The following is a 25,303-nucleotide window of genomic DNA, read 5'->3' on the forward strand; positions in this document are numbered from 1 at the left end:
GCCTGCGGGACATGGCGGTGTTCGGGCCAAAAGCACGCGCCCTGATCCTGGAGCAGATCGCCGCTCTCGGGTGACTCCCGCGCAACTTCGCGCAACTTCATAGAGGGTCGACTCGCCACTTCCCTAGCTTGAAACGCATCAGCCGGAAGTGATCGACCCTTGGGGGCGCGCGGTGATCGAAGTTGAGCAGGAAAGAAGATTCCACGCCGAGGCACTGCCTCTGGACCTCGAACAGCTTGACGCGGACGTGCAGTGGGCGCTCCAGATCCGGCTGGAGCTGCCGGACAAGCAGCGCGTTGCGACACGCGTCCTGCGCCTGCGCGGACAGTTGGCCGAGGTCATCGAGTCCGGAGTCATCGACAAGGACGACCCCACCCTCGGAGGGTTGTTCGCCACCGCGCACCGGCTGATCTCCCACCCCGTGCCGCCAGGGCAGATGTCGCACACCGATGCGTACGAGCACCTGCGGCACCTGGGCAACAACGCGCGCGCCGTCGCAGCGATCTACCGGATGCGCCGTGCCCGCGCCAACCGCGAGAAGGGACAGACGGCATGACCGACACCTCGACGCCGATCAAGCGGACCGACCCCCGCAAGGTGTGCTCGAAGGAGTTCTTCGAGCGCATCACGGACCGGCTCGTCAACGAGCACCCGACGTTCGATCGGGCGCTGGCCGAGCGGATCACCAAGCAGGGCCTCGCCTACCTGTACACCGCCGCCCGTACTGGGGAGCTGCTGTCGCCGTCACCGATGGTGGACCTCGCATGGCACGCGATGATCCTGCACACCCGCGAGTACGCCGACTGGTGCGATGAGTTCGCCGGTCACTTCGTGCACCACATTCCCGAGGACGCTGCCGTCGACCGCAGCGAGGCCGCCAGCGCACGCACCCGTACGGTCGCCGCGATCACTGCTCAAGGATTCACGGTGGACAAGGAGTTGTGGCCTGCCTTCACGGAAAAGTGCAACCAGTGCCACGCCGGGTGCCACGACAGCCCGAAGTAGCAGCGCTACCCTCGCCCGCCTGCACCCTCCCCGGGGTGTGGACGGGCCCGAACATGAGGCAGGGCGGAAGAGCATGAGCCAAGGCGCGTGGGACGTCTACGCAACGACCAAAGGCCCAGGGCGGGCAGTGAACTCCGCAGGCGATTCAACGTGGTTCAACTGGACGCAATATGCGGACCACGGACCCGGCGTGGAACTTCTCGGCACGCCGGACAGCGCCCTGGACCTGGGCTGTGGGACGGGCCGCAACGCCGCGCATCTGGCCACTGTCGGGGTGCGGACAGTCGGCGTCGATGTCGCCGGCGCCCGCGTCGAGCAGGCGCAGGAGCAGTGGAAGGGCCTACACCGGGTGGCGTTCGTGCAGGCGGACGCGCTCGCGTATCTGGAGTCGGCGCCGTGGTTCGACGCGGTGTACTCGGTGTTCGGCGCGCTCTGGTTCACCGACCCGGCCCACCTGTTGCCCGCGATCTATGAACGTCTCACTCCGGGCGGGGTACTGGCCTTCTCCCAGGAGCCGCCCATCGCAGGGTGCTACGGCCCCCAGGGAGTCTACGTGCGCGGCACGGACGGGAAGCCGCATGCAATCCGGCGGTGGGCGTACGAACCCGGTGTGTGGGCTCACGTCCTGGAACGCTTCGGGTTCAGCGAGGTTCAGGCCGGCATCGTGCCCGCTCCCGACGGCGAAGACCTGGGCACACTGCTGGTCACCGCACGCCGCTGATTCGCGCGTCGTCAGCCTCTCCCGGGTCGTCGCGAGTCGCATGTTGGCCAAGGCGAATCTTGGGCGCTGGTGTTCGACCGTCCGCTCACCCAGGGCTCACACGGGAGAGCGGGCCGGACCGGGTGCACTGCAAGAACGCTGCGGTGCACCCAGCCGCTGTCGGCACGCTATGCGTCTGGCCCGAGTGAGGCGAGGTCGTAGGCGTTGCTGATGGTGCTGTAGCCGTCCGATGTCAGGTTGACGTGGTCACCGGCATCGAAGTCCGCGGGTGCCGCGTCGTTGCCCAGTTTCAGTGCCTGCGGGTCTGCCGTGCTCGCCGCGTCGGTGACTGCCACGACCGACTCGGCGTCCACGTAGTTCACCGTGGGTGAGGTGAAGTCGAGTTGGTCGGTGATCCAGGTGTTGGTGTCGATGCGGTTCTGGTCGACTGTCGCCGTGCAGGCGCTGTAGCCGTCGCAGGGCGTCAGTGTCGTGAAGATGACCTTGATGCCCCAGCCCTTGAGCTGGTCGCGTAGCAGTGTGAGTGCGCTGTCGATGTCGACGTCGTCGTGGCCTGCGGCGATGTCCTCCAATCCTTGTGTGACCACGACGGTGCGTATGCCGGGGATCGAGAGTACGTCCCGGTCCAGGCGGGTGAGCGCTGCGCGGCCTCCGGCGCCTGCGCCCTGGTCTGTGCCGAGGTAGTTGTTCTCGATGCCGGAGGCCACGACGCCGTAGACCGGGACGCCGTCGGTGTTGTTGCGCAGCCGGTACGCCATCCACTGGTTGAAGCGTGGGGTGTTGTAGCCTGCCGTGTTGCCGGTGGTGCGGGTGTTGATGAGGCCGTCGCCGAGCACGGAGACCGCGGGCCGGTGGTCGGTGGTGGTGACGTCGACTGCGGTGAGGATGTCGGCGAAGCGGCCCGAGACTGTGCCTGTCCCGCTGAATGCCGTGTTGGCCGTGTCCGTGGTGTGGTCGCCGCTGCCGACGGCGCTGACGTAGCTGAGCGTGTCGGTGGCAGCCCAGGGGTGCATGACCAGGTAGTTGACCTGGTTCACCAGGTGGATGCTGGTCGTGATCGACCCGCCCTGGGCGACTGTCATGGGGATCGGATCGCTGTAGAGTTCGCCGCCCTCCGGGATGACCGCAGACTTGCTTCCAGCGAAGGTCACGTCCACCGGTGTGGATGTCACCGTGGCGCCGTTACCGTACGGAGCTACGGTGACGTGGTCGAGGGTCAGCGGGTCGGTGCCCAGTGCGTTGGACAGCCGCAGCCGCACGCTGTCGCCGCCGGCGCTGGTCTGGGTGACCTCGCGGAAGGTCTGGTTGCTGAAGGCGCCTATGTCGGAGAAGCGGAACCGCTCTTCGGTGGGTGCGCTCCAGGTGCCGGTCCAGGCGGCGCCGCCCGAGGCCGTGGTCGTGTCGCGGAGGGACATGCCGATGATGTGCAGCCCAGGCACGTATTTGCGGGCTGCATCGGCCAGGTCGGGCAGTGTCACCGAGTCGACGGTGGCGCCGGCTTTGAGCGGTACCGCGAAGGCGTAGATGTTGGTGCTGCGGGTCTCCTGGGCGCTTGGGGTGTTGCGGTGCAGCAGGGTGACCGCGGCCAGGGTGTCGGAGCCGTACACCCAGTCGGGCATGGTCAGGTAGTAGGGCTGTGCGGTGCCGTCCCCGTAGGTGATGGCGCCGGTCGGGGTCACGCAGTCCTCGTAGGTGCCGTTGCCCAGGCTGCAGTTGGTGGCCGAGGTGTCGGTGTTGTCGGGGACGACGGGGCTGGTGGTGTCGCCGCCCTGGTGCTCGGAGCCGACGAACCCATAGGTGGAGAAACCGAGGAAGACCAGAGCCTGGCCGCTCTTGCCGTTCATCTGGATGGTCTGGTTGGCGGCCATCACGTTGTCCCCGCCGGTGGAGCCGAAGGTGGGCAGGGTGAAGGTGGCGCCGTCCACGGTGACCTTGCCGCCGGGCTGCCAGCCCGCAGACTTGAGGTCCTGGAGCGAGAGCGTGGCGCCATTTCCGTCGGCGTCGGCGGTTGTGTGGTTGCTGTCGTCGGTGGTGGCGGTGTTGTTGAAGGCCGCCTGCAGGCTGGTGTACGTCTTGGTGGCGTGCCCGAGCGCGGTGAACTCGTACTGCTGCTGCGAGGAGACGTTGCCCGCGGAGTCGACGGCGTAGACGTAGAGCGTGTGTGTGCCGGGTGCGACCGGGGTGACGGTGATCGTGGCGGTGTTGTTGCTCGCCGTCTTGGTCTGCGTGGATGGGGTGTTGGACGTGGGCGGGGCGGCGTCGAGGCGGTAGAGGAACTTGGCGGCGTTGTTGCCGTTGGTGCCAGGGTCCACGGAGACGGTGAAGTTGCCCGGGGTGCCGGCCGCGGTGGCGCCGGGGGAGTCCTCCGGATAGAGGCTGTCGGCCGTCTTGACGGTCGGCTGTGCAGGGCTGTGCAGGTCGACGGTGAAGTGGCAGGTGGCTGAGGTGGCGGAGGTGTCCTTGCCGTCCGTCGAGGTGACCTTCCAGCTGACCACGCTGCCGTCGGCGAGGCCGCTCATGAACGTGGAGGGCAGCTGCTTGGGTGCGTTGGCGCCGCTGGCGACCGTGGCGCTGGTGGTCGTGGTGGCCGAGCCGCTGCCGACCCAGTAGGAGTACGTGGCTGCCAGGGCGTCCTTGTCGCCGTCGCTGACGACGGCGTTGAGGGTGGGTGGGGTGGTGGCCAGGGTCTTGCCGACGATCGGGTACGGGGTGGCCGTGCCACAGCCGAGCGAGGTGGAGCCGACCTTGGTGGCCAGGGTGCCGGGCTTGCTGGGTATGTGGTTGTAGGTGATGGACATCGACGGGTTGTTGTCAAAGCGCTTGAAGTAGTTGCCGTCGCTGCTGCTGTTCTGGCTGTTGACCAGGGCGAAGGTCCAGCTCTTCCAGTGCGCCGAGGCACCCTTGGCGATCGTGGAGGTCACGGAGAAGCCACCGGAGGGCTCGCTCGTGCAGGCCGGGCCGAAGCTCTTGGTGGCCAGCTTGCTGGTCAAGGACGGCTTGGCATCCCACCTGGTCGACGAGCTGATCGCACCGGACCAGTAGAGGTAGATGTCGGACGACAGGCTGCAGCTGGCGGAGTAGTTCTCCTTGGCGTCCACCGTGGCCGAGACGATGTGCGTGCCCCAGATGTTTGAGGGTACGGCCAGCTGGAAGTACGAGCGCTCGACGCCGATGCAGCCGGACCAGCTGTTGTAGCCGACGCCGGGGTCGCCGTACTGCGTGGAGTCGTAGTTTTTCGCGGTGGGGCAGCCCTGCTGGGTCTCCACGTAGTGCTGCTTGGAGCCGTTGGCGTAGTGCGGGTTCCAGGTCGGGTCGATGAAGACCGGATACGTGGTGTGATCGCCGGTGAGCAGCTTGGCGTCGGGGACGAGGGACAGCGTCCGGCCGTGCAGCCGGCCCTGGACGCGGGCCACCCGGGCCTTGGGGGCGGGACCCGCTTCTGGGGCGGTGTTCTGCGCGCCGATGCCGCTGGAGTCCCACATGGCCGGCTGCGGGGCGCTGAAGAGCACCCGTCCGTCCGGGGTGGTCGCGGCGAGGTTGCTGTGGCCGTCGTCGGTGACGGTGACGCCCTTGGTCTGGGTGGCCAGGGCGAGTTGGGCGAGTGCGGGGTTGGCCGCGGCCTTGGCGTTCTTGACGACGAGGACCTGCGACCAGCCGCCTTGGGTGTCGGCGGTGACCTTGAGGTCCACGCCGGGCAGCACGCCCGGGTAGGTCACGCTCGCGCCGGAGGCGTGCGGGGTCGGCAGCGCGTGCGGCCAGGACACGGCGAGGGATGCCTTGCCCTTGGTCATAGTGGCGAGGGGGGTCGTGCCGCCGCCGGAGAAGACGAGCGGCTCGGCGGCCGCCCTTGGGCTCCATGTGCCGTCCGTGTTGCGCTTGAGGGTGGCGTCCACCGGGACCCAGCGGTGAGTCTTGCGCACCCGTACGGGCAGCAGGCTGGAGTCGTAGGTGACGGTGCCCGAGGGGTTGGCCGTCGTGGTGGCGGTCTCGGTGGTCAGGGCGTCGACACGGACCGGCTCGCCGGTTGCTGCGGCCTGCTTCTGGGCGCTGGTCAGCGCCGTCTGCTCGGTTGTCGTCAGGCCGTCGTCGGACGGACGCAATGAGCCGCTCGGCGCCGGCGGCTTCGTGTCATCCGCCGGTGCCGGAGTCAGGTCTGGCTGGCCGGCGTTGACATCCGCGACGGAGCCCGGAACGGAGTCGGCCGCGGCCGGCTGAGCGGCGAGTGGAGCCAGGCAGAGTGCGCTGACCGTGGCAAGGACCAGGAGCCGGCCCGGTATTCGCGGGCTCTTTCTGAATGGACCGCCGGAGGAATGTAGGCGGAAACGGTCGGACATCTGCCCCCCCAAATTGAGTCCGAGTGAAAAGCGCCTAAGGGCGCGAGGGAGGCTACCCGCAATCACGTCAAGGCGACAACTGTCCAAGGAGAGGAGACACCGTGTTATGGATTCACCGGACGTGTGGATGATGTGTGCAACTTTGCTATCTGGTGGGCCAGTTGGGTCCCTTGTTGGGCAATCGGTCCCGTTCATGGGGAGGCTGATGCATTTGACCTCCAGTTTTGGTCGAACAGAGGGCGATGCGTGGCGATATCTATACCTCTTGAACATGTAAAGGAGCTATGAAGGCTGGTCTTGACCTGCTCCAATATCTCTTCGGCAGCCATGCTGGAATTGGGGGGTCCGGAGTGCGTCGGAATTCATGGTGGCGGATTTATAGAAAGACCATGCGGATACGCAAGGCACCTGCTTTGTGGATCGTCGCAATAGGCACGCTCGGTCTTCTCGTCGGGCTTCTCACGCCCGTAGACGCACTCGCCGCCGGACACCGCGCGAACCACCTCGTCAAGGCCAAGAAGGAACGGCCGGTGCCCGTCTCACCGGTCAAGGGCAAGCCGGCGAAAGTGCCGCACATGGCGCGCTGGAGCGCCGCCCAGGCACACAGGGCCTGGCCCGCCAAGGGGGCAGCCGGCGTAGTGGTCCCCGCACATGGTGCCGCCGCAGCGCGGGCCGACGGAGTCCCGGTGACCGTTGCGTCGGCGAGGGGCGCGCGTCGGGTGGATGCGGGAACCCGCGTGCACGTGTCATTGCCGGGGCAGACAGCCGCGCAGCAACTCGGCGTGCACGGCGTGGTCTTCACCGTGCAGCCGGACAACGGCACTTCGGGTGGTACCGCCCAAGTGGGTCTGGACTACTCGGCGTTCAAGGACGCCTACGGCGGCGACTGGGCCGGCCGGCTGCGCCTCGTACGGCTGCCGGCTTGCGCGCTGACCACCCCGCAAGCCGCCGCATGCCGCAAGCAGACCCCGTTGACCTCGACCAACGACACGAAGACCCAGACGGTTTCGGCCGACGTCTCGCTGTCCACCTCCACCACGGCGCAGCCGATGGTGCTCGCGGCGGAGGCGAACACCTCGGGCGGCGGCGGCAGCTACGGTGCCACGTCCCTGGCCTCGTCCGGGCAGTGGTCGGCCGGTGGTTCGAGCGGCGCCTTCAGCTACTCGTATCCCGTCTCGGTGCCCGACGTCCCCGGCAGTCTGGCCCCAAGTATCTCCCTGGACTACAGCTCGCAGAGCGTGGACGGGCGCACCTCTTCGACGAACGCCCAGTCCTCGTGGATCGGCGACGGCTGGGACTACTCGCCCGGCTTCGTCGAGCGCAGTTACTCCTCCTGCTCCGACGACGCGGCGAACGGCACGCCGAAGACGTCTGACGAGTGCTGGGCGGACGATGTCGACACGCTCACGCTGTCGCTGAACGGCTCGTCCAGCACGCTCGTCCACGACGACGCCACGAACACCTGGCACCCGCAGGGCGACGGCGGCGAGAAAATCCAGATCAAGACCGACACGGTCAACGGCGACAACGACAACGAGTACTTCGTCGTCACCACCGCAGACGGCACGCAGTACTACTTCGGCAAGAACCGCCTGCCGGGCTGGGCGTCGGGCAACGCGACCACCAACTCGGTGTTCACAACGCCCGTGTACGGCAACGACACCGGCGAGCCGTGCCACGCCGCCGCCTTCGCCGACTCCTGGTGCCAGCAGGGCTACCGGTGGAACCTCGACTACACCGTGGACCCGCACGGCAACGCCATCAGCTACTGGTACACGCCCGAGACCGACTACTACGGCCGGGACAACTCCACCACCCCCACCCCGTACACCCGCGACGGCGTCCTTTCCAAGATCCAGTACGGGCAGTTGGCGGGGAAGGTCTACGACAGCACCGCCCTCGCGACCGGCCAGGTGTTCTTCGACTCCTCGGAGCGCTGCCTGCCCGACTCCAGCTTCGACTGCGCGTCGTCCAAGATGACAACGGCCAACGCCTCGCACTGGCCGGACGTCCCCGTCGACCAGACCTGTGCCTCCTCGGGCACCTGCAACAACCACGGCCCGGCCTTCTTCACCGCCAAGCGCCTGACGGGGATCCGCACCCAGATCCTGGTCGGCACCTCCTACCAGAACGTGGACGCCTGGGCGCTGACCCACTCATTCCCGTCGACCGGGGACACCACCACCCCGTCGCTGTGGCTGAGCCAGATCGTGCACACTGGCAAGGACGGCGGAAGCCTAGATCTGCCTCCGGTGAAGTTCGCCGGGCAGGCACTGGCCAACCGAGTGGACGGGCTGGACGGCTACCAGCCGATCACCCGCTACCGGATGACCACGGTCACCACCGAGTCCGGCGAAGTGATCACGGTCAACTACACCGGGCCCCAGTGCCATCGCGCGGGCACCCAGGTGCTGCCCTCCAGCGAGGACGGCAACACCTACCGCTGCTACCCGCAGTACTGGACGCCGCCGGGCCAGACGTCGCCGCAGCTGGACTGGTTCAACAAGTTCGTCGTCAACTCCGTCACCGCACAGGATCCGACGGGCGGCGGGCTTCCCGTGCAGACCTCCTACACCTACGTCGGCGATCCGGCCTGGCACTTCAGCGACGACCCGCTGACCCAGGCCAAGTACCGCACCTGGAACCAGTGGCGTGGCTACGGACAGGTCGAGGCCCGTACCGGCACGTCCCCCGGCAAGCTCACGCTGTCGAGGGAGACGTTCTTCCGCGGCATGGACGGCGACAAGACCTCCTCCGGTACCCGCAGCGTCACCCTCAACGACACCGCGAACGACGATGCGCAGAAGGACTCCGACTGGCTGGCCGGCCAGACCTTCGAGGCTCAGTCGTACAACGGTGACGGCGGCGCGCTGCTGTCGGACGGCGTCACCGACCCGTGGAGCTCGGCGGCGACAGCCACCCAGTCGCGAACGAAGGCGGGCCTGGATCCGCTGGTGGCGCGCCGCACCAACATGAAGCGGGCACGCACTGTCACCACCAAGGCGGACGGCACCAAGCAAACCACCGAGATCGACTACACGCTCGACGACACCACCGGCCTGCCCACCGCCGTGGACGACCAGGGCGATGTCGCGACGTCCACCGACGACAAGTGCACACGCACCTGGTACGCGAAGGACGCCTCAGGCAACCCGCTGCCGATCCCTCGCCGGGTCCAGGAGGTCGCCGTCGCCTGCTCCGCAACCCCCACCTACCCGCAGGACCTGCTCAGCGACGACCTGACCTTCTTCGACAACTCCACCGACAACACCGCGACGCCCACCAAGGGCGACGTGACGATGGTGCAGAAGGCCGACTCGGTAACCACAGGCGGCACCGCGCACTACATCACGGCGCTGAAGAACACCTACGACACCTACGGCCGCGAACTCACCGAAACCGACGCCGACGGCCGCACCACGACCACCGCCTACACCCCCACGACCGGCTCTGCCCCCACCTCCATCACGGTCACCCAGCCGAAGGTCACCGGCCAGACGGCCGGCTTCACCACCACGAGCACGCTCGACCCGGCCCGCGGCCTGGACCTGAAGACCACCGACGCGGCCGGCTACTCCACCAGCAGCACCTACGACCCGCTGGGCCGCTTGACCGCAGTGTGGAACCCGGGTTTCTCCACCGCCAACAACCCCAACACCAAATACAGCTACGCCCTCAACCCCAGCGCTCCGTCGACAGTCACCACGCAGACCCTCGACGACGACAACGCCTACCGCACCTCCGTCTCCATCTACGACGCGATGCTGCGCCCACGTGAGACGCAGACCGCCACCGTGGACGGCGGCCGCACCATCACCGACACCGTCTACGACAGCCACGGCTGGCCGGTCAGCAGCTCAGACGCCTACTACAACACCGGTGCTCCGTCCGGCACGCTGGTCGACGCGGCCGACAACCAGACCCCGTCCCAGACCGGCACGGTCTATGACGGCGCGGGCCGCGTGACCGCCTCGATCGCCTACACCTTCGCCTCCGAGACCTGGCGCACCACCACCGCCTACCCCGGCGCCGACCGTGTCGACGTCACGCCGCCCGCCGGCGCCACGCCCACCACAACGTACACCGATGCGAACGACCGTCTGGTCAAGCTGCTGCGCTACCACGGCACCACGCCCAACGGCACCGCCGACACCGTCACCTACGCCTACGACAAGGCAGGCCACCAGACCGGCGAGGACGACGGCCAGGGACACACCTGGTCCAGCGGCTACGACCTCCTCGGCCGCCGCACGTCCCAGACCGACCCCGACACCGGCCACTCGTCCTCCACCTACGACAACGCCGGTCAGCTGCTGACCACCACCGACGCCCGCGGCAAGGTCATCAGCTACGACTACGACGAGATGGGCCGCAAGAAGGCCGAGTACGACACCACGGGCGGCGCCACGCCGTCGACTACGAACGAGCTGGCCGCCTGGACGTACGACACGTTGAAGAAGGGCAAACCCACCTCCTCCGTCCGCTACGTGGGCGGCACCAGCGGCTCCGCCTACACCGAAAAAGTCGCCGGCTACGACAGCCACGGCTGGCCGCAGGCCACCCAACTCGTGATCCCGGCGGCCGAGGGCGCGCTACAGGGCACCTACACCACCCAGAACCGCTACAACCTCGCCGGCACGCTCTCCTCGTACACCGACGCGGTGCCGACCACGGTGAAGCTGCCGCAGGAGACGGTCTCGTACACCTACGACGCCTTCGGCCGCCCGACGCACGTCGCCGGTGACACCAACGGCTGGGACTACGTCGACAAACTCAGCTACACGGAGTTCGACGAGCCGTACCAGTTCACCTACGGCACCTCGGGCAACTTCGCGCAGCAGACCCTGAATTACGACGACCAGACCCACCGTCTGACCGGCTCCACCACCGTCACCCAGTCCGGCGCCGCAATCGCCGACCAGACCAACTACGCATACCAGCCGTCCGGCAACGTCACCAAGATCACCGACAAGCTGGAGACCGGCACCACCGACACCCAGTGCTTCAACTACGACTGGGCGCAGCGCCTGAAGACTGCGTGGACAGCCACCGACGCCTGCGCGGCCACCCCCGCACCCGGCGCCTCCACGACCGTGGGCGGCCCCTCGCCGTACTGGCAGACATGGACCTACGACACCACGGGTGCCCGGTCCACCCAGGTCGACCACGACCCGACGGGCGACACCTCCCACGATGCGACGTCCACCTACACGCCCGTCGCGGCAGGCAAGGGCCCGGCCCACGCCGTCGCCGAGGTGAACAAGGTGACGCCGGGAGACTCGACCGCCAACACCACCAACGCCTACACCTACGACGAGAACGGCAATGCCCTCACCCGCACCACCCGCGCGGGCACCGACACCCTCACCTACGACGACGAGGGCAAGCTGTCCGAACTCGCCTCGACCGGCTCCAGCGGCGACACCAAATACCTGTACGACGCCGGCGGCAGTCTGCTGATCCGGCACAGCCCCGACGCCACCACCCTCTACACCGGCGACGAGGAGATCACCCTCAAAACCGGCGCCACGAGCGCCGACGGGGTGCGCTACATCTCCATCGGCGGCGAGACCGTGGCCACTCACTCCTCCGACGGCAAGTTCACGTACCTGATCCCCGACCGTCAGGGCACCGGCACCCTGGCGATCGACTCCCAGACCCAGCAGGTCACCCGCCGCCAGTACAAACCCTTCGGTGAAGCGCGTGACCAGTCCGGAACCTGGACCGGTCAACGGGGGTACGTCGGCGGCACCCAGGACGACAACACAGGCCTGACCAATCTCGGCGCCCGCGAGTACGACCCCTCCATCGGCCGCTTCCTCAGCCCCGATCCCCTGCTGGACACCGGCGCCCCGCAGACCTGGAACGCCTACGACTACGCCGGCGACTCCCCGGTCACCGAGTCCGACCCGTCGGGCCTGTGCATGGCCGACCAGTGCGGCGTCGGTTACCCGATCGGCGGCACCGGCACCAGCAAGAGCAACCCCAAGCGCTATGTCACGACCGGCCCAGTCGACCCGATGGGTGGGAACACCGCCGTCTGCCACCACGGCAGGTGCTCCGACGGCCACACCCTCGGTTCCGGCGGGGGCGCCGGCGGCGGCAACATCAGCAAGAAGACATACGACCCGCAGGCCGAAGCCCGGGCCGTGCAACGCGCCAAAGCCACCGCGGACGCCGCAGCCACCGCGGCGAAGAAGCAAGCCTCCGGCCTCAAGCACCAACTTCTCAGCCTGGTCGCGGATGTCCTTGGCCTGACCGACGCTTACAACTGCTTCACCAAGGGCGACGTCATGGGCTGTATCAACACAGCCCTGACAGCGGTCCCGTGGGGCAAGGTCTTTAAGGCCATCAAGGTCGGCGTTGAAGCTTTCAAGGTGTGGCGCGCCCTCGACCGTGCCTACACGGCGGTCAAGGACGCGGAGGAGGCCGCGAAGCTCGCCGAGGATGCGGTCAAGGCGGAACACGCCATCATGGAGGCCCGCAAGGCGGAGAGCGCCGGGGCTGGCGCGGCCGAAGACGCGGCAGGCTGCGCGGTGCACAGCTTCGTCCCCAATACCGGGGTCCGCCTGGCGGACGGCAGATCAAGACCGATCAGCAAGATCAAGGCCGGCGACACGGTGCTGGCCACCGACCCGCAAACCGGCGTCACGGCCCCGGAGAAGGTCCAGAACGTCATCGTCACCACGACGGACAAGGACTTCACCACCCTCACCCTGGACACGGCACCGACCCGCGGCCCACCTCAGCACAAGACGACCGACGTCCAGACCCTCACCACCACCTGGCACCACCCCTTCTGGGACGCCACCCACCACCGCTGGACCGACGCCCACAACCTCGCTCCGGGCACCAAGCTCCGTCAGCCGGACGGCACTACGGTCGTCATCCGCGGAGTGCGCAACTTCCATCAGCACAGCACCACGTACGACCTCACCGTCGGTACCCTCCACACGTACTATGTGCTGGCGGGCGAGGCACCACTGCTGGTCCACAACTGCCCGACGGGCGGGGCCGGCGATCTTCCGGACTTCGACCCCAGCGGCATTCCCCGGCACCAACCCGGCGCGGTGGCCAGTCGGTCGGGCGAAGCCTCGGCCGAGGCCGAGGCCACGGCCGAAGAGGGCGCAGAACGCGCGGAGTTCAAGACGGGCGTGGTCGAGGAGATGTCCAGCGTCGCGCAGAACATCGGTGATCACATCGGTGGTGGCGCACAAGTGGCAGACCCGGTCAGCGCGGTGGCCGTGACCGCCACGGTCTTGTTCGACGCGGCTAAGAAGAGGCTGGCACGCAGAGCACGAAGGGCGGCGGAGGGCGACTGATGAACCGGGTCGTGGCGGATGTCAAGGCGATCATCGAGCAGTACGGCAGGGACGGACGGCTGTCTTCGGAGAGCCATGCTTTGTCGGAGTTCGGTATTTGGGACAGGCTGACTCCAGGCATGCTCCTGGGCCTGGCCCTCTGCGTTGCCGTGGCTGAGGACCCGGCGTTCGCCGATGAAATCGCGGAGTCGGACGACACGCTACTGAACGGGTTGATCTCGGGAGACTTCCGCGCGATTGAACTTGGCGTCGAGGACGCGACCAAAAGCTGGGAGCAGGTGATTGCCCGGCTCGTGGAGTACGTCCGGCGCCCCGATGCGGCGGCGGATGCCCTCGACGTTCTGTTGTCCGAGGCGGAAGACCTCTGGTCCGAGGTGATCGATTCCGGCGAGATGACCCGTCCTCAGGTGAGGGACGGCGAGTTCGGGCCCTGGGACGCGGCCGAGACGCCGGTGCCCTCCGGAGTGGAGCGGTTCGACTACGGCGTGCTGAGGGTGCCGCGGCTGGAGGGTGCGCGGATACATCCGCTGATGGCTGGCGGGCGTGCCGTCGGGGTGATCGTCTCTCTCGGTGATCACGCCTTCAGCCTTCAGGCGTTCAGGGTTCCCGCAGGGCCGGTCTGGAGGGAGACACTTCCGAAGATCATCCGGGGGATCCGGGACCAGGGCGGCACAGCGGAGGAGGCCGAGAGCGGTCTCGGATCCGAGGTCCGTGCGCGGATCCTTGTCGTGAAGGACGGGCAGCGTGTGCCTCAGCCGACGCGGATCGTCGGGTGCGACGGCCCGGGATGGCTGCTGCGCGGGGGTTACGGTGGGCCAGCTGCACTGACGGATTTGGCGGACCCGCGGGCCCATCACCTCTTCACTCAGACGGTGGTCGACCTGTCGGCGGCGGAGGGCCACGCGGACGAGACCCAGGAGATCACGGACCTGGAGATCCGCTGGCCGACCACAGAGTGAGCCGAATAGGTCAGGCGTTCGAGCTCACCCCGTTCGGCAGCCCGGTGCAGGGCAGCGAGTTCCCGCGTGGCCAGTTGGGGCGGATCGCCACCGAAGGGGAGTGTCTTGGTTTTTGGGTCTTCCAAAAGTTGCCCGACATTCACCCGCCAGGGCATCTTCCCGGCGGCGGCTGACTTGGAAGTAGAGAGGGCTCATGGTGGATGTACACAGCGCCTCCAACGAGTTGCGGCTCCGGGCACGGGGCGGCGAGTCGCCGGAGAGCCTCTCCCATCCGGCGCTCGACCTCGCCCGGCGGGCCGGCGCCGGGGCGCGCGGAGTCGCGTTCGACGAGGACGTGCGGCGGATGGCGGTGCGCGTGGCCGGTGGCACAACGATCCACGGCGGCCCGGCCGCCGGCCCGTATGCGCGGGGCGAGGGTCCTCGCCGCGTATCTGTCTCGTAGTTCACCGGACCGGGCCGCGGTCTTGTCGTGCTTGGCCTGGAGGCCGGCCAGGAGCTCGGTGATGTTCACGTGGCCAGCTCGAGGGTGTCGCGCCAGGCGGGGGCCGGCGTGGTGAGGTGGCGGGTCATGTTCGCGATGGAGGCCCAGTAGACGCGCGAGGCGGAGGTGTCGGGCCGGTGGTCATACCCACGGGCCAGGCGCCGGTGCAGCATCAACGTGCCGTTGACCTGCTCCACGATCCACCGCTTCGGCTGCGGAACGAAGCCTTTGCCCTGGTCATCCGGGTTTCGGCGGACGACCTCGACGTCGATGTCCAACAGGGCGCCGTGGATAAGGACTTCGTCCTTGAAGCCTTGGTCGACCAGGGCCTTCTCCAGGCGCATCCCGCACCGCTCGGCGGCCTGGTCGAGCATGACGGTGCCGGCGGTGTTGTCGTGGGCGGACGCGGCCAGCACCAGGACTCCGATGATCAGCCCCAGCACGTCCACGGCCAGTCCCCGCTTGCGCCCCGACACCTTCTTGTTGGCGTCCAGCCCCGTCGTGGTCTTCGGGACACCCGCGGCCGCGCGCACGGACTGGGTGTCGATGATCACGAGGGACGGGTCCTCTAATCGGCGGGCCTTCTCCCGCACCTGGCAGCGCAGGAGTTCGGAGATCCGCTGGTCAAGCCCGTCCTCGCGCCACAGGCCGAAGTAGTAGAACACCGCCGACCAGGCTGGGAAGTCATGAGGGAGAAAGCGCCACTGGCAGCCCGTCCGGTTCTGATAGAAGATCGCGTTCACGACCTCGCGGAGGTCGCAGGACCCGGGATCGCCGGTCGCCGACCGTGCCACCCGGTCCTGCTTCCAGGCCGTGATCACCGGCTCGATCAACACCCACTGCTCGTCCGCTAAGTCGCTCGGGTACGGCTCTCGCCCCATGCCCGCATCTCGGCATGGACATGCCCAGCGAGTGCTCGACCCGACGATCAGTACCACGATCGAGCGATCACGAACCGAGGAAGATCGGACCTTAACGCCCTCTGGGCGCTACGCCGTATGTTGCCATCCAATGCAACACCGCTGGTTATGCGAGGTAGGTGCCGGCCAGCGTGCCGTCGTATCCCATGGCTCGGGCGGCAGCCTCCAGGCTCGGGTGGTCCACGCCGCCGACGTCGATCATCGCTTCATAGTCCGCGCGAGTCAGCTCGGGCTCAACCCACTCGTGCGCACAGCGGCAGCGGATGCTGATCCTGCTGCGGTCACAGATGACCATCCAGTCCCGCCGGGCCCCACACTTCGAGCACATCACAGGGATGCCCGTGATTCGGATCTCTTCGGGGTGGGTGGTGGTGCGGAGGCGGATGATGCCGTCGCCGAGCTGGGTTTCCTGCTGGAGCCGCAGCAGGGGGTCGGCGTCTCCAGCCGATGTCGGCGGAATGGTTCTCGAGGGCTGGCGGTCTTCAATGAGCATCGGCATGGTCTCCTCGTTCTCTTCTTCACCAGCCCTAACAGGCGGCGGCCGTGCATGTCCAGCCGGTTGCGGTCCTGGTCAGCGCCGTGGGCCTGGCCTGCGTGAGGTGCTCGTGTTCCTGCGAGCCGCAGACTCGGTTGTCGTTGGCTTCGGGACCTGTCGCTGTTGCGGGGGCAATCGGGGGTTCGTTCGTGCGTGGGCTGGGATGGGAGCTGCGGGCAGCTCTCCGATGCGACGCAGTCGCCAGACGAGTACGTCGGTGACGCTGTCAGCGGTGTCAAACTCGCGAAATTTGATGGCTTGTTGAAGGAGGGTCTCGGGATCGTGCCCTGCTTGTTCGGCTTGAGCGAGTGTGGCGGCAAGGGCGTCCCAGCCGGGTTCACGCAGGCGGTGGTCGGCCTGTGTGGGAAGGGCGTCTTCGAGGGTGTGGCCGTAGCGATCGCGGACGGGAGCGGGGAGCTGGCGGCCCTGCGCGCGCATCGTGTTCATAGGGGTGGCGGCAGCAGTCCGGTACGCGGCGCGCAGAAGTTGGGCGGCTTGTCGGGCGGCAGCGGCCTGTTGGACGTGTCCGCGGGCGGAGTGCCATCGGATGGCGGCGATGGTGACGAGGACCATGGTGGACAGGAGCATCGCGGTGCTGCCGCCGTCCTCGCCCTTGCCCAGGGCGTTGCCGGCACGGACGATGCCGCGCGCAGCGGACCGCAGAGCGCGATGGTCGGCATGCTCGGCACGGATGTGAGAGCGGGTGGCGCGCTCGAAGGTGCGGGCTGCTTCGGAGAGTTTCTTGCGGGCTGAGGCCGGGGCCGTCTGGGCGACCGCGTCGAGGAGTTCGCCGACGCCGACGAGCTGCGCGGCTATGTCTCCGTCGTGGTCTCCGGCGAGTGTGTTGAGCGCCTGCTCGGCGATGTGGGTGGCGTTACGTCGTGCGCGGGCTGGTCGGGAGGACTGGTGGACGGGGCCCGCGAGGGCTGGCTCATTGTCGACGGTTCCGGCTTCAAGTCGTTCCCGGATCTTGGGGAGGGAGAGGTCGGGGGCAAGCTTGGAGCCGGGGAACCAGATGGGCTGGCCGTCGCGATTGCGGTCACCTGGCAGGGCGACCTTGTATCCGATGGTTTCGCCGGAGGGGGCAGTGCGCTTTCCCAGGCGGAGGCCGGCATCGGTGAGGCGGCGGAAGAACTCGTTCTCGTTGGCGGCTCCGGCCAGGGCTTGGCGGACGTGTTCGCGTAGCGTTTCGCGGGGCGGTTCGGCCCTGCCGGTGCGTTCGGCCTTGGAGCGTTCGGCACTGGTCGGGCGTTGAGCGGCCGTGCGGTCACCCTGGTTGAGGACCTGCAGGCCCCATTCCCTTTCGATCTTGCGGCATTCGGCCTGGGCGCGGATGCCGTCTTCGTGGCGGCGGGGACTGCGTCCGTCTTCGCGCTTGAGTGTGGCGACGATGTGGATGTGGTCGTCGGCATGGCGTACGGCGATCCACCGGCATGCCTTGTCGTCGCCCTCCTCGGCGATGCTTGTGGCGTGGACGATGCGGCGGGCGACCTCGCCCCATTCAGTGTCGGTGAGGTGCCGGTCGCCTGGCGCGGTGCGTACGGGGCAGTGCCACACGTGCCGGGCCGGGCGTCGGTCTTTCGGCAGGGCGAGGACGGGGAGGTCGAGTCGGTCGGTGAGCTGCTTGAGGGTGGCGGCCGGGTCGCGGCCGGGGTCTGGGGCGAGTTCCGGCCTCCAGGCGGCGACGAGGTGCGGGTCGGTGTGTTCGTCCCGGCGTCCGGGGCCATAGAGATAGGCGAGGAGTCCGTACGTACGGCTGCCGGTAGAGATGTCGGGGACCAAGGTTCACCGCCTGGCCAGTTTGATGGCCGCAGCCTCAATCCGGGCCGCGGCCTGCAGGACGCGGGCGACCGCCTCGTCTGCGTAGTCGACGTGGCCTCCGGAATTGAGGATGCGGGCGACCTGGTTGAGGTTGTTGCCGGCGCGGGCGAGCTGGGTGCTCGCGGCCATCATTTCCTCGACCCGGCCGCGCTGGTCCAACAGCCAGGATTTCGGACCGCCTTGGGCCTGGGCGACCGCGACCGCGGCGTCTGCGATGAATCCCGCGGTCTTCAGGCCGACGGATTCGGCGGCGCGGTGGACGAGGTCGAGTTCGTCGCGGGTCAGGCGGACGCTGCGTATTTGGTCGCGGGGCACGCTCTGGCGCAGTCGGGGACGGGCACGTGTCGCGGCGGTCGGGTCTGCTTCTCCCCCAGGCTGCGATCCGCCCTCGGTCGCAGCCTCAGAGCCCGGCACCCCCTGGTGCCGGGCCTCCTCCTCCCCTTCAGGAGTGGGGGCATGCGCTTCCGTAACTCCTCCGCTGCCACGGGCTGCGGAGGAGTTACGGAAGTTACAGCTTGCTCGGCCTCGGTCCGGGCAGTGGACCTCAGCCGATTCCAGACGGGTCGGGGTCGAGTCGGGAAGGGTCATCGGCGAAGGCCTGAGGCGTCGCGGTGAACGTCGCGCAGGACGTCGGCGACAAAGTCGAAGGCCAGGACGGGGTGGTGAAGGGGCTGGGGCCTGCTCGCGGGTGTGCGCTTCACGGTCCAGGTCTCGTCGGGTCCGCTTCCGGCTTCTGCGCTGTGAAGGTGCCCGTACCTGACGAGTACGGCGATCCACGTGTCGGCTTCGAAGCGGGTGGTTGGTGTGGTGCGCATTCGTGCTGCGTCCCGTTCGTGTGCAGGGGCGGGGCGCCCGGCTCGGTGGCGGTTCTGGGCACCCGCCGGAGAGAAGGTTGTCGGTCAGTTGGCCGGGTCGCTGACCTGTTGCTGGGCCTTGTCACGTTCTTCGCGCAGGAGGCGCATGAGGTCGGTGAGCCGGTCGTTGCCCAGACCGTGGTTTCGGCTTCGGATGGCGTCGCCAACGACCTTCCGGGTCACGCGTCCGGAGTCGGTGACCGCGGTGCGGGCGATGTCGAGGAGTTCGTCGTCGGTGACCGCCGTTGGTTTCTGGTCACGGTTGTCCGGGCTGCGGGCGCGGATGGTGTCCGCGAAGGTCTCTGGCGCTTTCGCCGGGGGCAGGACGGTGACCGGCCGAGTTCTGGCGGCCGCATCTCCGTCCAGGTCGGCAGCGCGGTCATGGCGTTCGGGTTCCGGGCCGGCCGGTGAGTGTCCGGAGGCTTCGATCGGCGCGGTGACCGTGCTGGTCTCCACAGACACTTCTGTGGCCGGTGTCGGGACGGTCGGGCGACAGACGTTGTCTGCGGATACGTGGCCGGTGGCTTTCGGGATGGTGTCCGGATCGGCAGCGCGGTCCCGCCCGCTCCGGGTGCTCTGGTTGTCCAGTGTCCCGGTCACAGCTGCTTCGGTTATCCGGCGGGCGATGAGGATGTACAGGTGGACGGCTCCGGCCAGGGCGAGTGGGGCCAGGGTGGACAGCACCCCGACGGTGATGTCACCGAGGCGGAGTCCGGCGTGCTCGGGCTGTTGTTCGTTGAGGCGTACTGCGTGCAGTGCGTTGGCCCAGATGCTTGCGGCAGTCGCTGTGGCGAAGAGCAGCCAGACATAGCAGCGGGCGGCGAGGGGTGCAGTGCGCAGGACGAGGAGTGCGCGTACTCCGTAGGCGATGAAGCCGTCGATGACCAGGGGAAAGACGAAGGTCAGGAATCCTCGGATGTGGATGGCGGTGGCCATCTGTTGGAGGGCGTCGTACGAGAGGGCGCATCCGGCGCCGCCGAGGGCGACGATGGCGGCTCGGTCCCATGAATTGATGTGGGCCGGAGTCGGCGTCGAGTGGCTCATGCGGCGCCCTGGCGTGTGCCGTGTGCGGAGGCCTCGTGCTGCGGGTTACGCGACGCCTTGCGCGTGCTGCCGAGGGGGATCACTGCGCCGTTGTCCTCCGTCGGCTGCTGCTGTTCAGCGGCTCGGTTGCGGATTTCGCGGCGGGTTCGGCGGTAGAGCTTCTTGGCGTGCTCATCACTGATCTTGAGCATGGTGCCGAGCCGGTCCGCGGGGATGTCGGCCTGGTAGGCGGCACGCGCGACGGCGCGGCGTTCGGCTCGAGAGAGGAAGATGTCGCGGCCGGCCAATGCGTCGTTGACTCGGCTGTAGTCAAGTCGGAACTCCGTCTTCTTGTGCAGCGGGTCCCGTTCCTCTTCGGTCCTGCCGCCTCGGATGCCGACGGTGTCACCGTTGTCGAGGGCGGCGTCAAGGCAGCCTTGGCGAACGGGGCACTGAGCGCAGAGGGTCTTGGCCTGGTGGATGCGGTCCAGTTCATCGGGTTCGGGGAAGAAGAGGTCGGGGTCGATCTGGTGGTGGGGTGTCGAGCGGCATGCCGCGCGGTCGCGCCAGGCGTGGTTTCCAAGTGCACGGTGCTGCGAGGTGCTGCTGGTGGTGTGGTGCATGGGTATCTCCGTCTCCCCTGGGCGCCTTCGGGTAGGGGCGGCCAGGGGGTGGTGCGGGGTGCGGGCGTGACGTGGATCCGCGTGGTCAGGTGCGGGACGCCGCTGAGGCGTGGCGCTCAGCGGCGAGGGCACGTCTGCGGTCGGGGCCGTCGAGGATGACGCGGTCGGTCATCTCGGTAAGGCGTGAGGCGGCGCGGTCACCGATGTGTGTGCGCAGATCGACCATGCCGAGGTTGGTGGTGATCAAGGTCGGGAGCATCGCGTTGTAACGGCGGTTGATGAGCCGCATCGTGATCTCCTCGGTCCATTCGCTGTACTTGGCAGCGCCGAGATCGTCGATGATCAGCAGGGGACAGCGGGCCAGGTCCATCAGTTCCCGTTCGCCGTCGTGTCCCGGCCTGGGGCGCAGTTCGGCGTAGAGGTCGGCGGCGGTGATCGCTTTCCAGCGCAGTCGGACACCGGCGATCAGGAGCGAGCGCACCGCTCCGTAGGCCTGATGGGTCTTGCCGGTGCCGGTGGTGCCGACGATCAGGAGTGAGCGGCCTTCGGCGAGTCCTGGGGCGCCCTGGGGGCCGGGGCGTCCGTTGTCGGCGACCTCGTGTACCCAGGCGGCGACGGCGGGGTGATCGGCGACGGCCGTCTGGTAGCGGGCGGGGATGCGGGCCTCGCCCAGTGCCAGGGCGGGCAACCGTTCTGGTTCATAGGACGGTTGAGCGGTGGGGTCCTGGCCGCGAGCCGCGAGGATGCCCGCGAGGCGTCGGGCGAGGCCGCCGACGGGCTGGGCGTCGTGGTCGCGCATCACAACTCCTCGGCGTAGGCGGCGGCAGGGTCGGCGGGGTTGGCCCAGGCCCGGTGGGCGGGCACGTTAGGTCGGGAGTCCGGCCGGTCCAAGTTGGTCCGGGAGGCATTCATCGCTTCGTGGACGAGGCTCGGCAGGGTGCTGGGGTGTAGGCCCTTGGCCCTGTGCAGACTCAGCCCCGAGCGGATATGGGCCGGGGAGATGCCTTCCGAGAGGAGTCTGGCCGTCTCCCGGCCCAGGTGTCCCAGAACGCCGCTGGGCGGTCGGTGTGTGCAGGCAGCGGTGTATTCGGCAATGAGCTGTTGGGCGGAGAGGTGCTGCGGCGTGGGAGCGCTTGCGCTCCCCGAAGGGGAAGTAGTTCCTAGATCCAGGTTCCTAGGTCCTAGATCCGGAGTGTGAGGGTGCACCGAGGGCTCAGTGAACTGTGCGTGAGCTTGGGCAGAGCCACCCGCTACAGCTGTCTGGCCTGCTATTTCGAGGCGTTCGGGCGCATCCGCAGGGTGAGGTGAGAGTCGCTTGTCAGCCTCATGAGCCATCACTGAGTCCTCTGTGAGCACTCGTCGCGTGTTCGCATCCTCGGTCCGGTCCGCGGGCTTCTGGTCGTGATGTGGGCAAGTGGGTGTGCGTACTCCGCTGGGCCGGTTGATCCGCTGGTGCTGGGACCAGGTGACGACGTGGAGGTAGGCCTTGTCGTCGTCCCCTGTGTAACGGCAGATGAGGTCTTCGGCAGCGAGTTGGATGAGGTCGTCCTCGACCCCCATGGGCCCATGGCCCGGCCGCAGGGACCACAGCAGGCCGGCGATGACGGCAGGTTGGTCGCGGAAGCGGCCGCGGTCGTCAGCTTGGGTAAGGAGGCCGAAGAAGGTCCGTTCGGCGGTCAGAGAGACCGCAGCGAGAGATTCGGACGCGAAAGCTTCGGGCTTGATGGTACGGATGCGGGCCATGGTCAGCGTGCTCCGTCCATCGAGTACGCAGTGGCTGCGGCGTTGGTGATCGATCCGCTTGCCAGGTCGAGTACTTGCTCGTGGCACCACTCCGCCTCGGGGCAGGCACGGATGATCCAGCGGGCGGCCGTTCGGGCTTGGGCCTGGTTGAGCGTGAGCCGCCCCCCTGCTGCGTCGTAGGCGGTTGCGTAGGGGCTCGGCCAGGTCCGTGCCAGTGCGTGGAGCGTGACCCGGATGATGCGGGCGCCTGGGATCATCTCTGCGAGGCAGCGCGTCAGCCGGATGCGGCGAATACCGGCGGCTTGGCTGGCGCCGGAAGCACTAGTGTCTGCCGGCCTGTCACGGCTCTGCTGGGACATGCGAGAATTCCTCACTCGTAGATGAAGTGGGACGGCCCTCTCGTCGAAAAGGTCAGCCGACCCGCTCCAGTTATGAAGCCGCCCCTTCGGGGTGCGGTCTCGGCGTCCGGAAGCCGCGAACTTCTGGGCGCCGGTTTCGTTTCCCTCGGTGAAGACGCCATCTCGGGCGTGCGTTAACTCCCAAACACCACCTTCGAGTTGCTCTTCAGGTCGGCGCTGCTGCCGAGGGATCAGCAACGTATGCATGAAGCCTTCGGCGATCCAGCGGACCGCGTCCATGACTTCACTTCGACGCCGACTCGTCATTGCCGACGCATGGCGAGCAGTCGACCTGCGTGTTCTGCCGCCCGCGGGACAGGCAGGTCGACATGAGTGCAGGGGCGTAGGAGGTGTACGTTGGACACCTCGAATCGCCAAACTGAATCTATCCCGGTTTGAGCATCGAATCAACAAGCTGAAGTTTTCGGGATTTGGGAAACCAGGATCGGGAGAGCCGTCAGATGGCCCCTCGTCGCTTCGACCGCGACCGAGTTCGCGCCCTGCGCCGCGCACGCGACATCACGCAGAGCGATCTCGGGGACGCGGTCGGTGTGGGTGACTCGACCGTGGCTAGCTGGGAGCTGGGCTCCTCGACACCTGACGGTGAGAAGCTGCCCCTCCTGGCCAGATTCTTCGGCCTCCCGCTGGACGACCTGTTCCCCCGCCCCTCGGGCGAGCAGCCCGACCTGGCCGATCTGCGCTGCGATGCCGGCTACAGCCAGTACCAGACGCGAGAGCTCATCGGCACCAAGAGTTCAGGCCCGGTCGCCAATGCCGAGCGCGGCAAGCGTCGTCTGAGTCCGAAGTTCCAGGAACCGCTGGCCAAGGCCTACGGCGTGCCGGTCGAGGAGCTCCTCGCGGCGCAAGAGCGCTCCTTCGGCGTCGAGGTGCCAGCTGCATCCGGTAGATCGTCGGTGCCCCGATCGGTGGCCGAGAAGATCACCTACCTGTTGGAGCATTCGTATCCCGGCGCTCAGACTCCCCCGTCGGATGCCGAGATCGCCCGCGGAGTCAATGAGCACGCCGGTGGCCAAGTCATCACGGAGACCGGTGTGCGCGAGCTGAGAACGGGCGATACTGCCGAACTTCCGCCGCTTGTCGCATCCGGTCTGGCTGAAGTCTTCGACGTCTCGCCCCTGTTCTTCCAGGCGGATGACACTGTGGCCCGGCAGGTCGTGGAAGGGCTGCGGCTGCTCGCTGCCGTCAGGACCGGCGCGGTGGGCCGCGTAGCGGCGCGAGGCCTCGGGCCGGAGGGGATGTCGGACGAGCTTCTGTCGTTCCTGAACCAGGTCGTTGAGGAGATGGCCGACAGGGAAAGGCCCGGGACCGACGACGACGGCCCCGGGCACTGAACAACTTCCTTCGTACGGTTACTCGTTGGTGTCCAGGTGGTGGTGTCGTCCCGCCGCGATCACCGCATTGACCGACTTCAGGGAGTCGAGGTCGGTAAGCGGGTCGCCCTCTACCACCAGGAGATCGGCGCTGTATCCGAGGGTCAGCTGCCCCGTGGTGTCGCCCAGCCCCAGCGCGCCTGCGGCTTCCGTGGTGGCCATCGCGAGGATGCGCTCGTTGGGCAGCCCCAGGTGCTCGTAGAAGCGGAGGCTTGAGGGCAGTCCGTCGAAGCCGGCGCGCTGCACCCCGGCATCAGTACCCGCAATCAGTCGGGCTCCGGCCTGGGCCATGCGCCGTACGGCGTCGAACATGGCCTCGGCGCGTTCGGCGCCGAAGAACTTCGGCAGCATCGGCCAGTGAGGGCTGATCGCCGGGCAGACGTAGATGCCCTTGTCGATGATCTGGGTGAGCACGTCCTCCAGGACTTCGAACCCTTCGGCGGTCATCCAAGTGCAGTGCTCGATCGTGTCGACGCCTGCCTCGACCGCGGCGGTGATGCCGTCGACGCCGTGGGCGTGCGCGGCGACCGGCAGTCCGGCGCGGTGAGCCTCGTCGACGAGCGCGTCCAGCTCGGCCCGGGAGAACTGGGTCTCCCAGCTCTTGGCGCCCCCCTTAGTCAGCCCGCCGCCGGTCTCCATGACCTTGATGACCTTGGCACCAGCGGCCACGTTGCGCTGCACGAGACCGCGTACTTCGTCGACACCGGACACCTCACCGCCGAGGAACCAGCAGTGACCCCCCGGAGGCGTCACGGGCGTGGTGGCCGAGACGAGGCGCGGGCCGACACTGCTGCCGTCGGCGACGGACTGCGCCAGGCGCACGGCCAGGCCATTGCGGTCACCGAGGTCACGCGCGGTGGTGATGCCCGTGCGCAGCAGCTGCTCGGCTCGATCCTGCAGCGCCGTGAACAGGGCCTCGTCGTCCTGCTCCTCGAGAGTGGCGACGGGTTCGGGGCCTGCGTCGAAGCAGAGGTGGACGTGAGCGTCGATCAGCCCGGGCATCACCGTGCCGGCCGGGAAAGCAAGGCGCGGCTCGTCGGGGTGAGCGTGGCGCTGAACCTCTTCGCGCGGTCCGATACGGGCGATCGCGCCGTCGCGTACGAGAACGGCCCCGTCGGCGATCGGGTTCCGGTCCGGTCCGGCGAGAACGTGGGCGGCAGTGATCAGCATGTG

At 67.9% G+C, this 25,303-nt stretch carries 19 protein-coding genes; 7 read left to right on the forward strand and 12 right to left on the reverse strand.

Annotated elements, in window-relative coordinates; translation table 11 throughout:
• The first annotated feature begins 172 nt into the window (after positions 1 to 172).
• The 3 genes from ACZ67T_RS35085 to ACZ67T_RS35095 all read left to right on the forward strand — a co-directional run bounded on the left by ACZ67T_RS35085 (position 173) and on the right by ACZ67T_RS35095 (position 1,726).
• Positions 173 to 556 carry a hypothetical protein gene (locus ACZ67T_RS35085; RefSeq protein WP_469989577.1) on the forward strand — a complete coding sequence of 128 codons (384 nt, stop codon included), beginning with the start codon at positions 173 to 175 and terminating at the stop codon, positions 554 to 556.
• A complete protein-coding gene (locus tag ACZ67T_RS35090; RefSeq protein WP_469989579.1) occupies positions 553 to 1,005 on the forward strand; it encodes a glycine-rich domain-containing protein in 453 nt (150 codons plus the stop codon). Before ACZ67T_RS35085 ends, ACZ67T_RS35090 begins: the two co-directional genes overlap by 4 nt.
• A gap of 190 nt (positions 1,006 to 1,195) precedes the next feature.
• A complete protein-coding gene (locus ACZ67T_RS35095; protein ID WP_469989580.1) occupies positions 1,196 to 1,726 on the forward strand; it encodes a class I SAM-dependent methyltransferase in 531 nt (176 codons plus the stop codon).
• 167 nt (positions 1,727 to 1,893) lie between these two features.
• Here ACZ67T_RS35095 and ACZ67T_RS35100 read toward each other — a convergent pair whose 3' ends face one another.
• Positions 1,894 to 5,826 carry a hypothetical protein gene (locus ACZ67T_RS35100; protein WP_469989582.1) on the reverse strand — a complete coding sequence of 1,311 codons (3,933 nt, stop codon included), beginning with the start codon at positions 5,824 to 5,826 and terminating at the stop codon, positions 1,894 to 1,896.
• 623 nt (positions 5,827 to 6,449) lie between these two features.
• Between ACZ67T_RS35100 and ACZ67T_RS35105 the strand changes: the two genes are divergently transcribed.
• From ACZ67T_RS35105 to ACZ67T_RS35115, 3 genes are all read left to right on the forward strand, one after another.
• The gene (locus ACZ67T_RS35105) at positions 6,450 to 13,382 is read left to right on the forward strand and encodes an RHS repeat-associated core domain-containing protein (protein WP_469989584.1); all 6,933 of its coding nucleotides are present in this window, start codon (positions 6,450 to 6,452) and stop codon (positions 13,380 to 13,382) included.
• Positions 13,382 to 14,341: a DUF3710 domain-containing protein gene (locus ACZ67T_RS35110; protein WP_469989585.1), complete on the forward strand. Its 960-nt coding sequence runs from the start codon at positions 13,382 to 13,384 to the stop codon at positions 14,339 to 14,341. Before ACZ67T_RS35105 ends, ACZ67T_RS35110 begins: the two co-directional genes overlap by 1 nt.
• A gap of 193 nt (positions 14,342 to 14,534) precedes the next feature.
• A complete protein-coding gene (locus tag ACZ67T_RS35115) occupies positions 14,535 to 14,783 on the forward strand; it encodes a hypothetical protein (protein ID WP_469989587.1) in 249 nt (82 codons plus the stop codon).
• 65 nt (positions 14,784 to 14,848) lie between these two features.
• On the opposite strand, the gene ACZ67T_RS35120 is transcribed toward ACZ67T_RS35115, so the two are convergent.
• From ACZ67T_RS35120 to ACZ67T_RS35165, 10 genes are all read right to left on the reverse strand, one after another.
• A complete protein-coding gene (locus ACZ67T_RS35120) occupies positions 14,849 to 15,703 on the reverse strand; it encodes an IS5 family transposase (protein ID WP_469989589.1) in 855 nt (284 codons plus the stop codon).
• Between the two features lie 145 nt (positions 15,704 to 15,848).
• A complete protein-coding gene (locus ACZ67T_RS35125; RefSeq protein ID WP_469989591.1) occupies positions 15,849 to 16,235 on the reverse strand; it encodes a hypothetical protein in 387 nt (128 codons plus the stop codon).
• 78 nt (positions 16,236 to 16,313) lie between these two features.
• A complete protein-coding gene (locus ACZ67T_RS35130; RefSeq protein ID WP_469989593.1) occupies positions 16,314 to 18,059 on the reverse strand; it encodes a relaxase/mobilization nuclease domain-containing protein in 1,746 nt (581 codons plus the stop codon).
• 3 nt (positions 18,060 to 18,062) lie between these two features.
• Positions 18,063 to 18,413, reverse strand: coding sequence for a plasmid mobilization protein (locus tag ACZ67T_RS35135; protein ID WP_469989595.1), 351 nt, complete (start codon positions 18,411 to 18,413; stop codon positions 18,063 to 18,065).
• Between the two features lie 269 nt (positions 18,414 to 18,682).
• Entirely contained in the window at positions 18,683 to 18,913 is a 231-nt protein-coding gene (locus ACZ67T_RS35140) for a hypothetical protein (protein ID WP_469989596.1), read from the reverse strand.
• An 84-nt stretch (positions 18,914 to 18,997) separates the two neighbouring features.
• Positions 18,998 to 19,996, reverse strand: coding sequence for a DUF2637 domain-containing protein (locus ACZ67T_RS35145; protein ID WP_469989597.1), 999 nt, complete (start codon positions 19,994 to 19,996; stop codon positions 18,998 to 19,000).
• Positions 19,993 to 20,598 carry a WhiB family transcriptional regulator gene (locus tag ACZ67T_RS35150; RefSeq protein WP_469989598.1) on the reverse strand — a complete coding sequence of 202 codons (606 nt, stop codon included), beginning with the start codon at positions 20,596 to 20,598 and terminating at the stop codon, positions 19,993 to 19,995. Before ACZ67T_RS35150 ends, ACZ67T_RS35145 begins: the two co-directional genes overlap by 4 nt.
• Positions 20,599 to 20,683: 85 nt before the next feature.
• Positions 20,684 to 21,397 (reverse strand): ATP-binding protein, encoded by a 714-nt coding sequence (locus ACZ67T_RS35155; protein WP_469989599.1) that lies wholly within the window; start codon positions 21,395 to 21,397, stop codon positions 20,684 to 20,686.
• Positions 21,397 to 22,341, reverse strand: coding sequence for a hypothetical protein (locus ACZ67T_RS35160; protein WP_469989600.1), 945 nt, complete (start codon positions 22,339 to 22,341; stop codon positions 21,397 to 21,399). Before ACZ67T_RS35160 ends, ACZ67T_RS35155 begins: the two co-directional genes overlap by 1 nt.
• Before the next feature lie 2 nt (positions 22,342 to 22,343).
• Positions 22,344 to 22,700, reverse strand: coding sequence for a hypothetical protein (locus tag ACZ67T_RS35165; RefSeq protein WP_469989601.1), 357 nt, complete (start codon positions 22,698 to 22,700; stop codon positions 22,344 to 22,346).
• 470 nt (positions 22,701 to 23,170) lie between these two features.
• Between ACZ67T_RS35165 and ACZ67T_RS35170 the strand changes: the two genes are divergently transcribed.
• Positions 23,171 to 24,091, forward strand: a complete 921-nt coding sequence (locus ACZ67T_RS35170; RefSeq protein WP_469989602.1) for a helix-turn-helix domain-containing protein — start codon at positions 23,171 to 23,173, stop codon at positions 24,089 to 24,091.
• An 18-nt stretch (positions 24,092 to 24,109) separates the two neighbouring features.
• On the opposite strand, the gene ACZ67T_RS35175 is transcribed toward ACZ67T_RS35170, so the two are convergent.
• A complete protein-coding gene (locus ACZ67T_RS35175) occupies positions 24,110 to 25,300 on the reverse strand; it encodes an amidohydrolase family protein (RefSeq protein ID WP_469989604.1) in 1,191 nt (396 codons plus the stop codon).
• Positions 25,301 to 25,303 lie beyond the last annotated feature (3 nt).

The sequence above is a fragment of the Streptomyces sp. NPDC107517 genome (genome assembly GCF_055582645.1).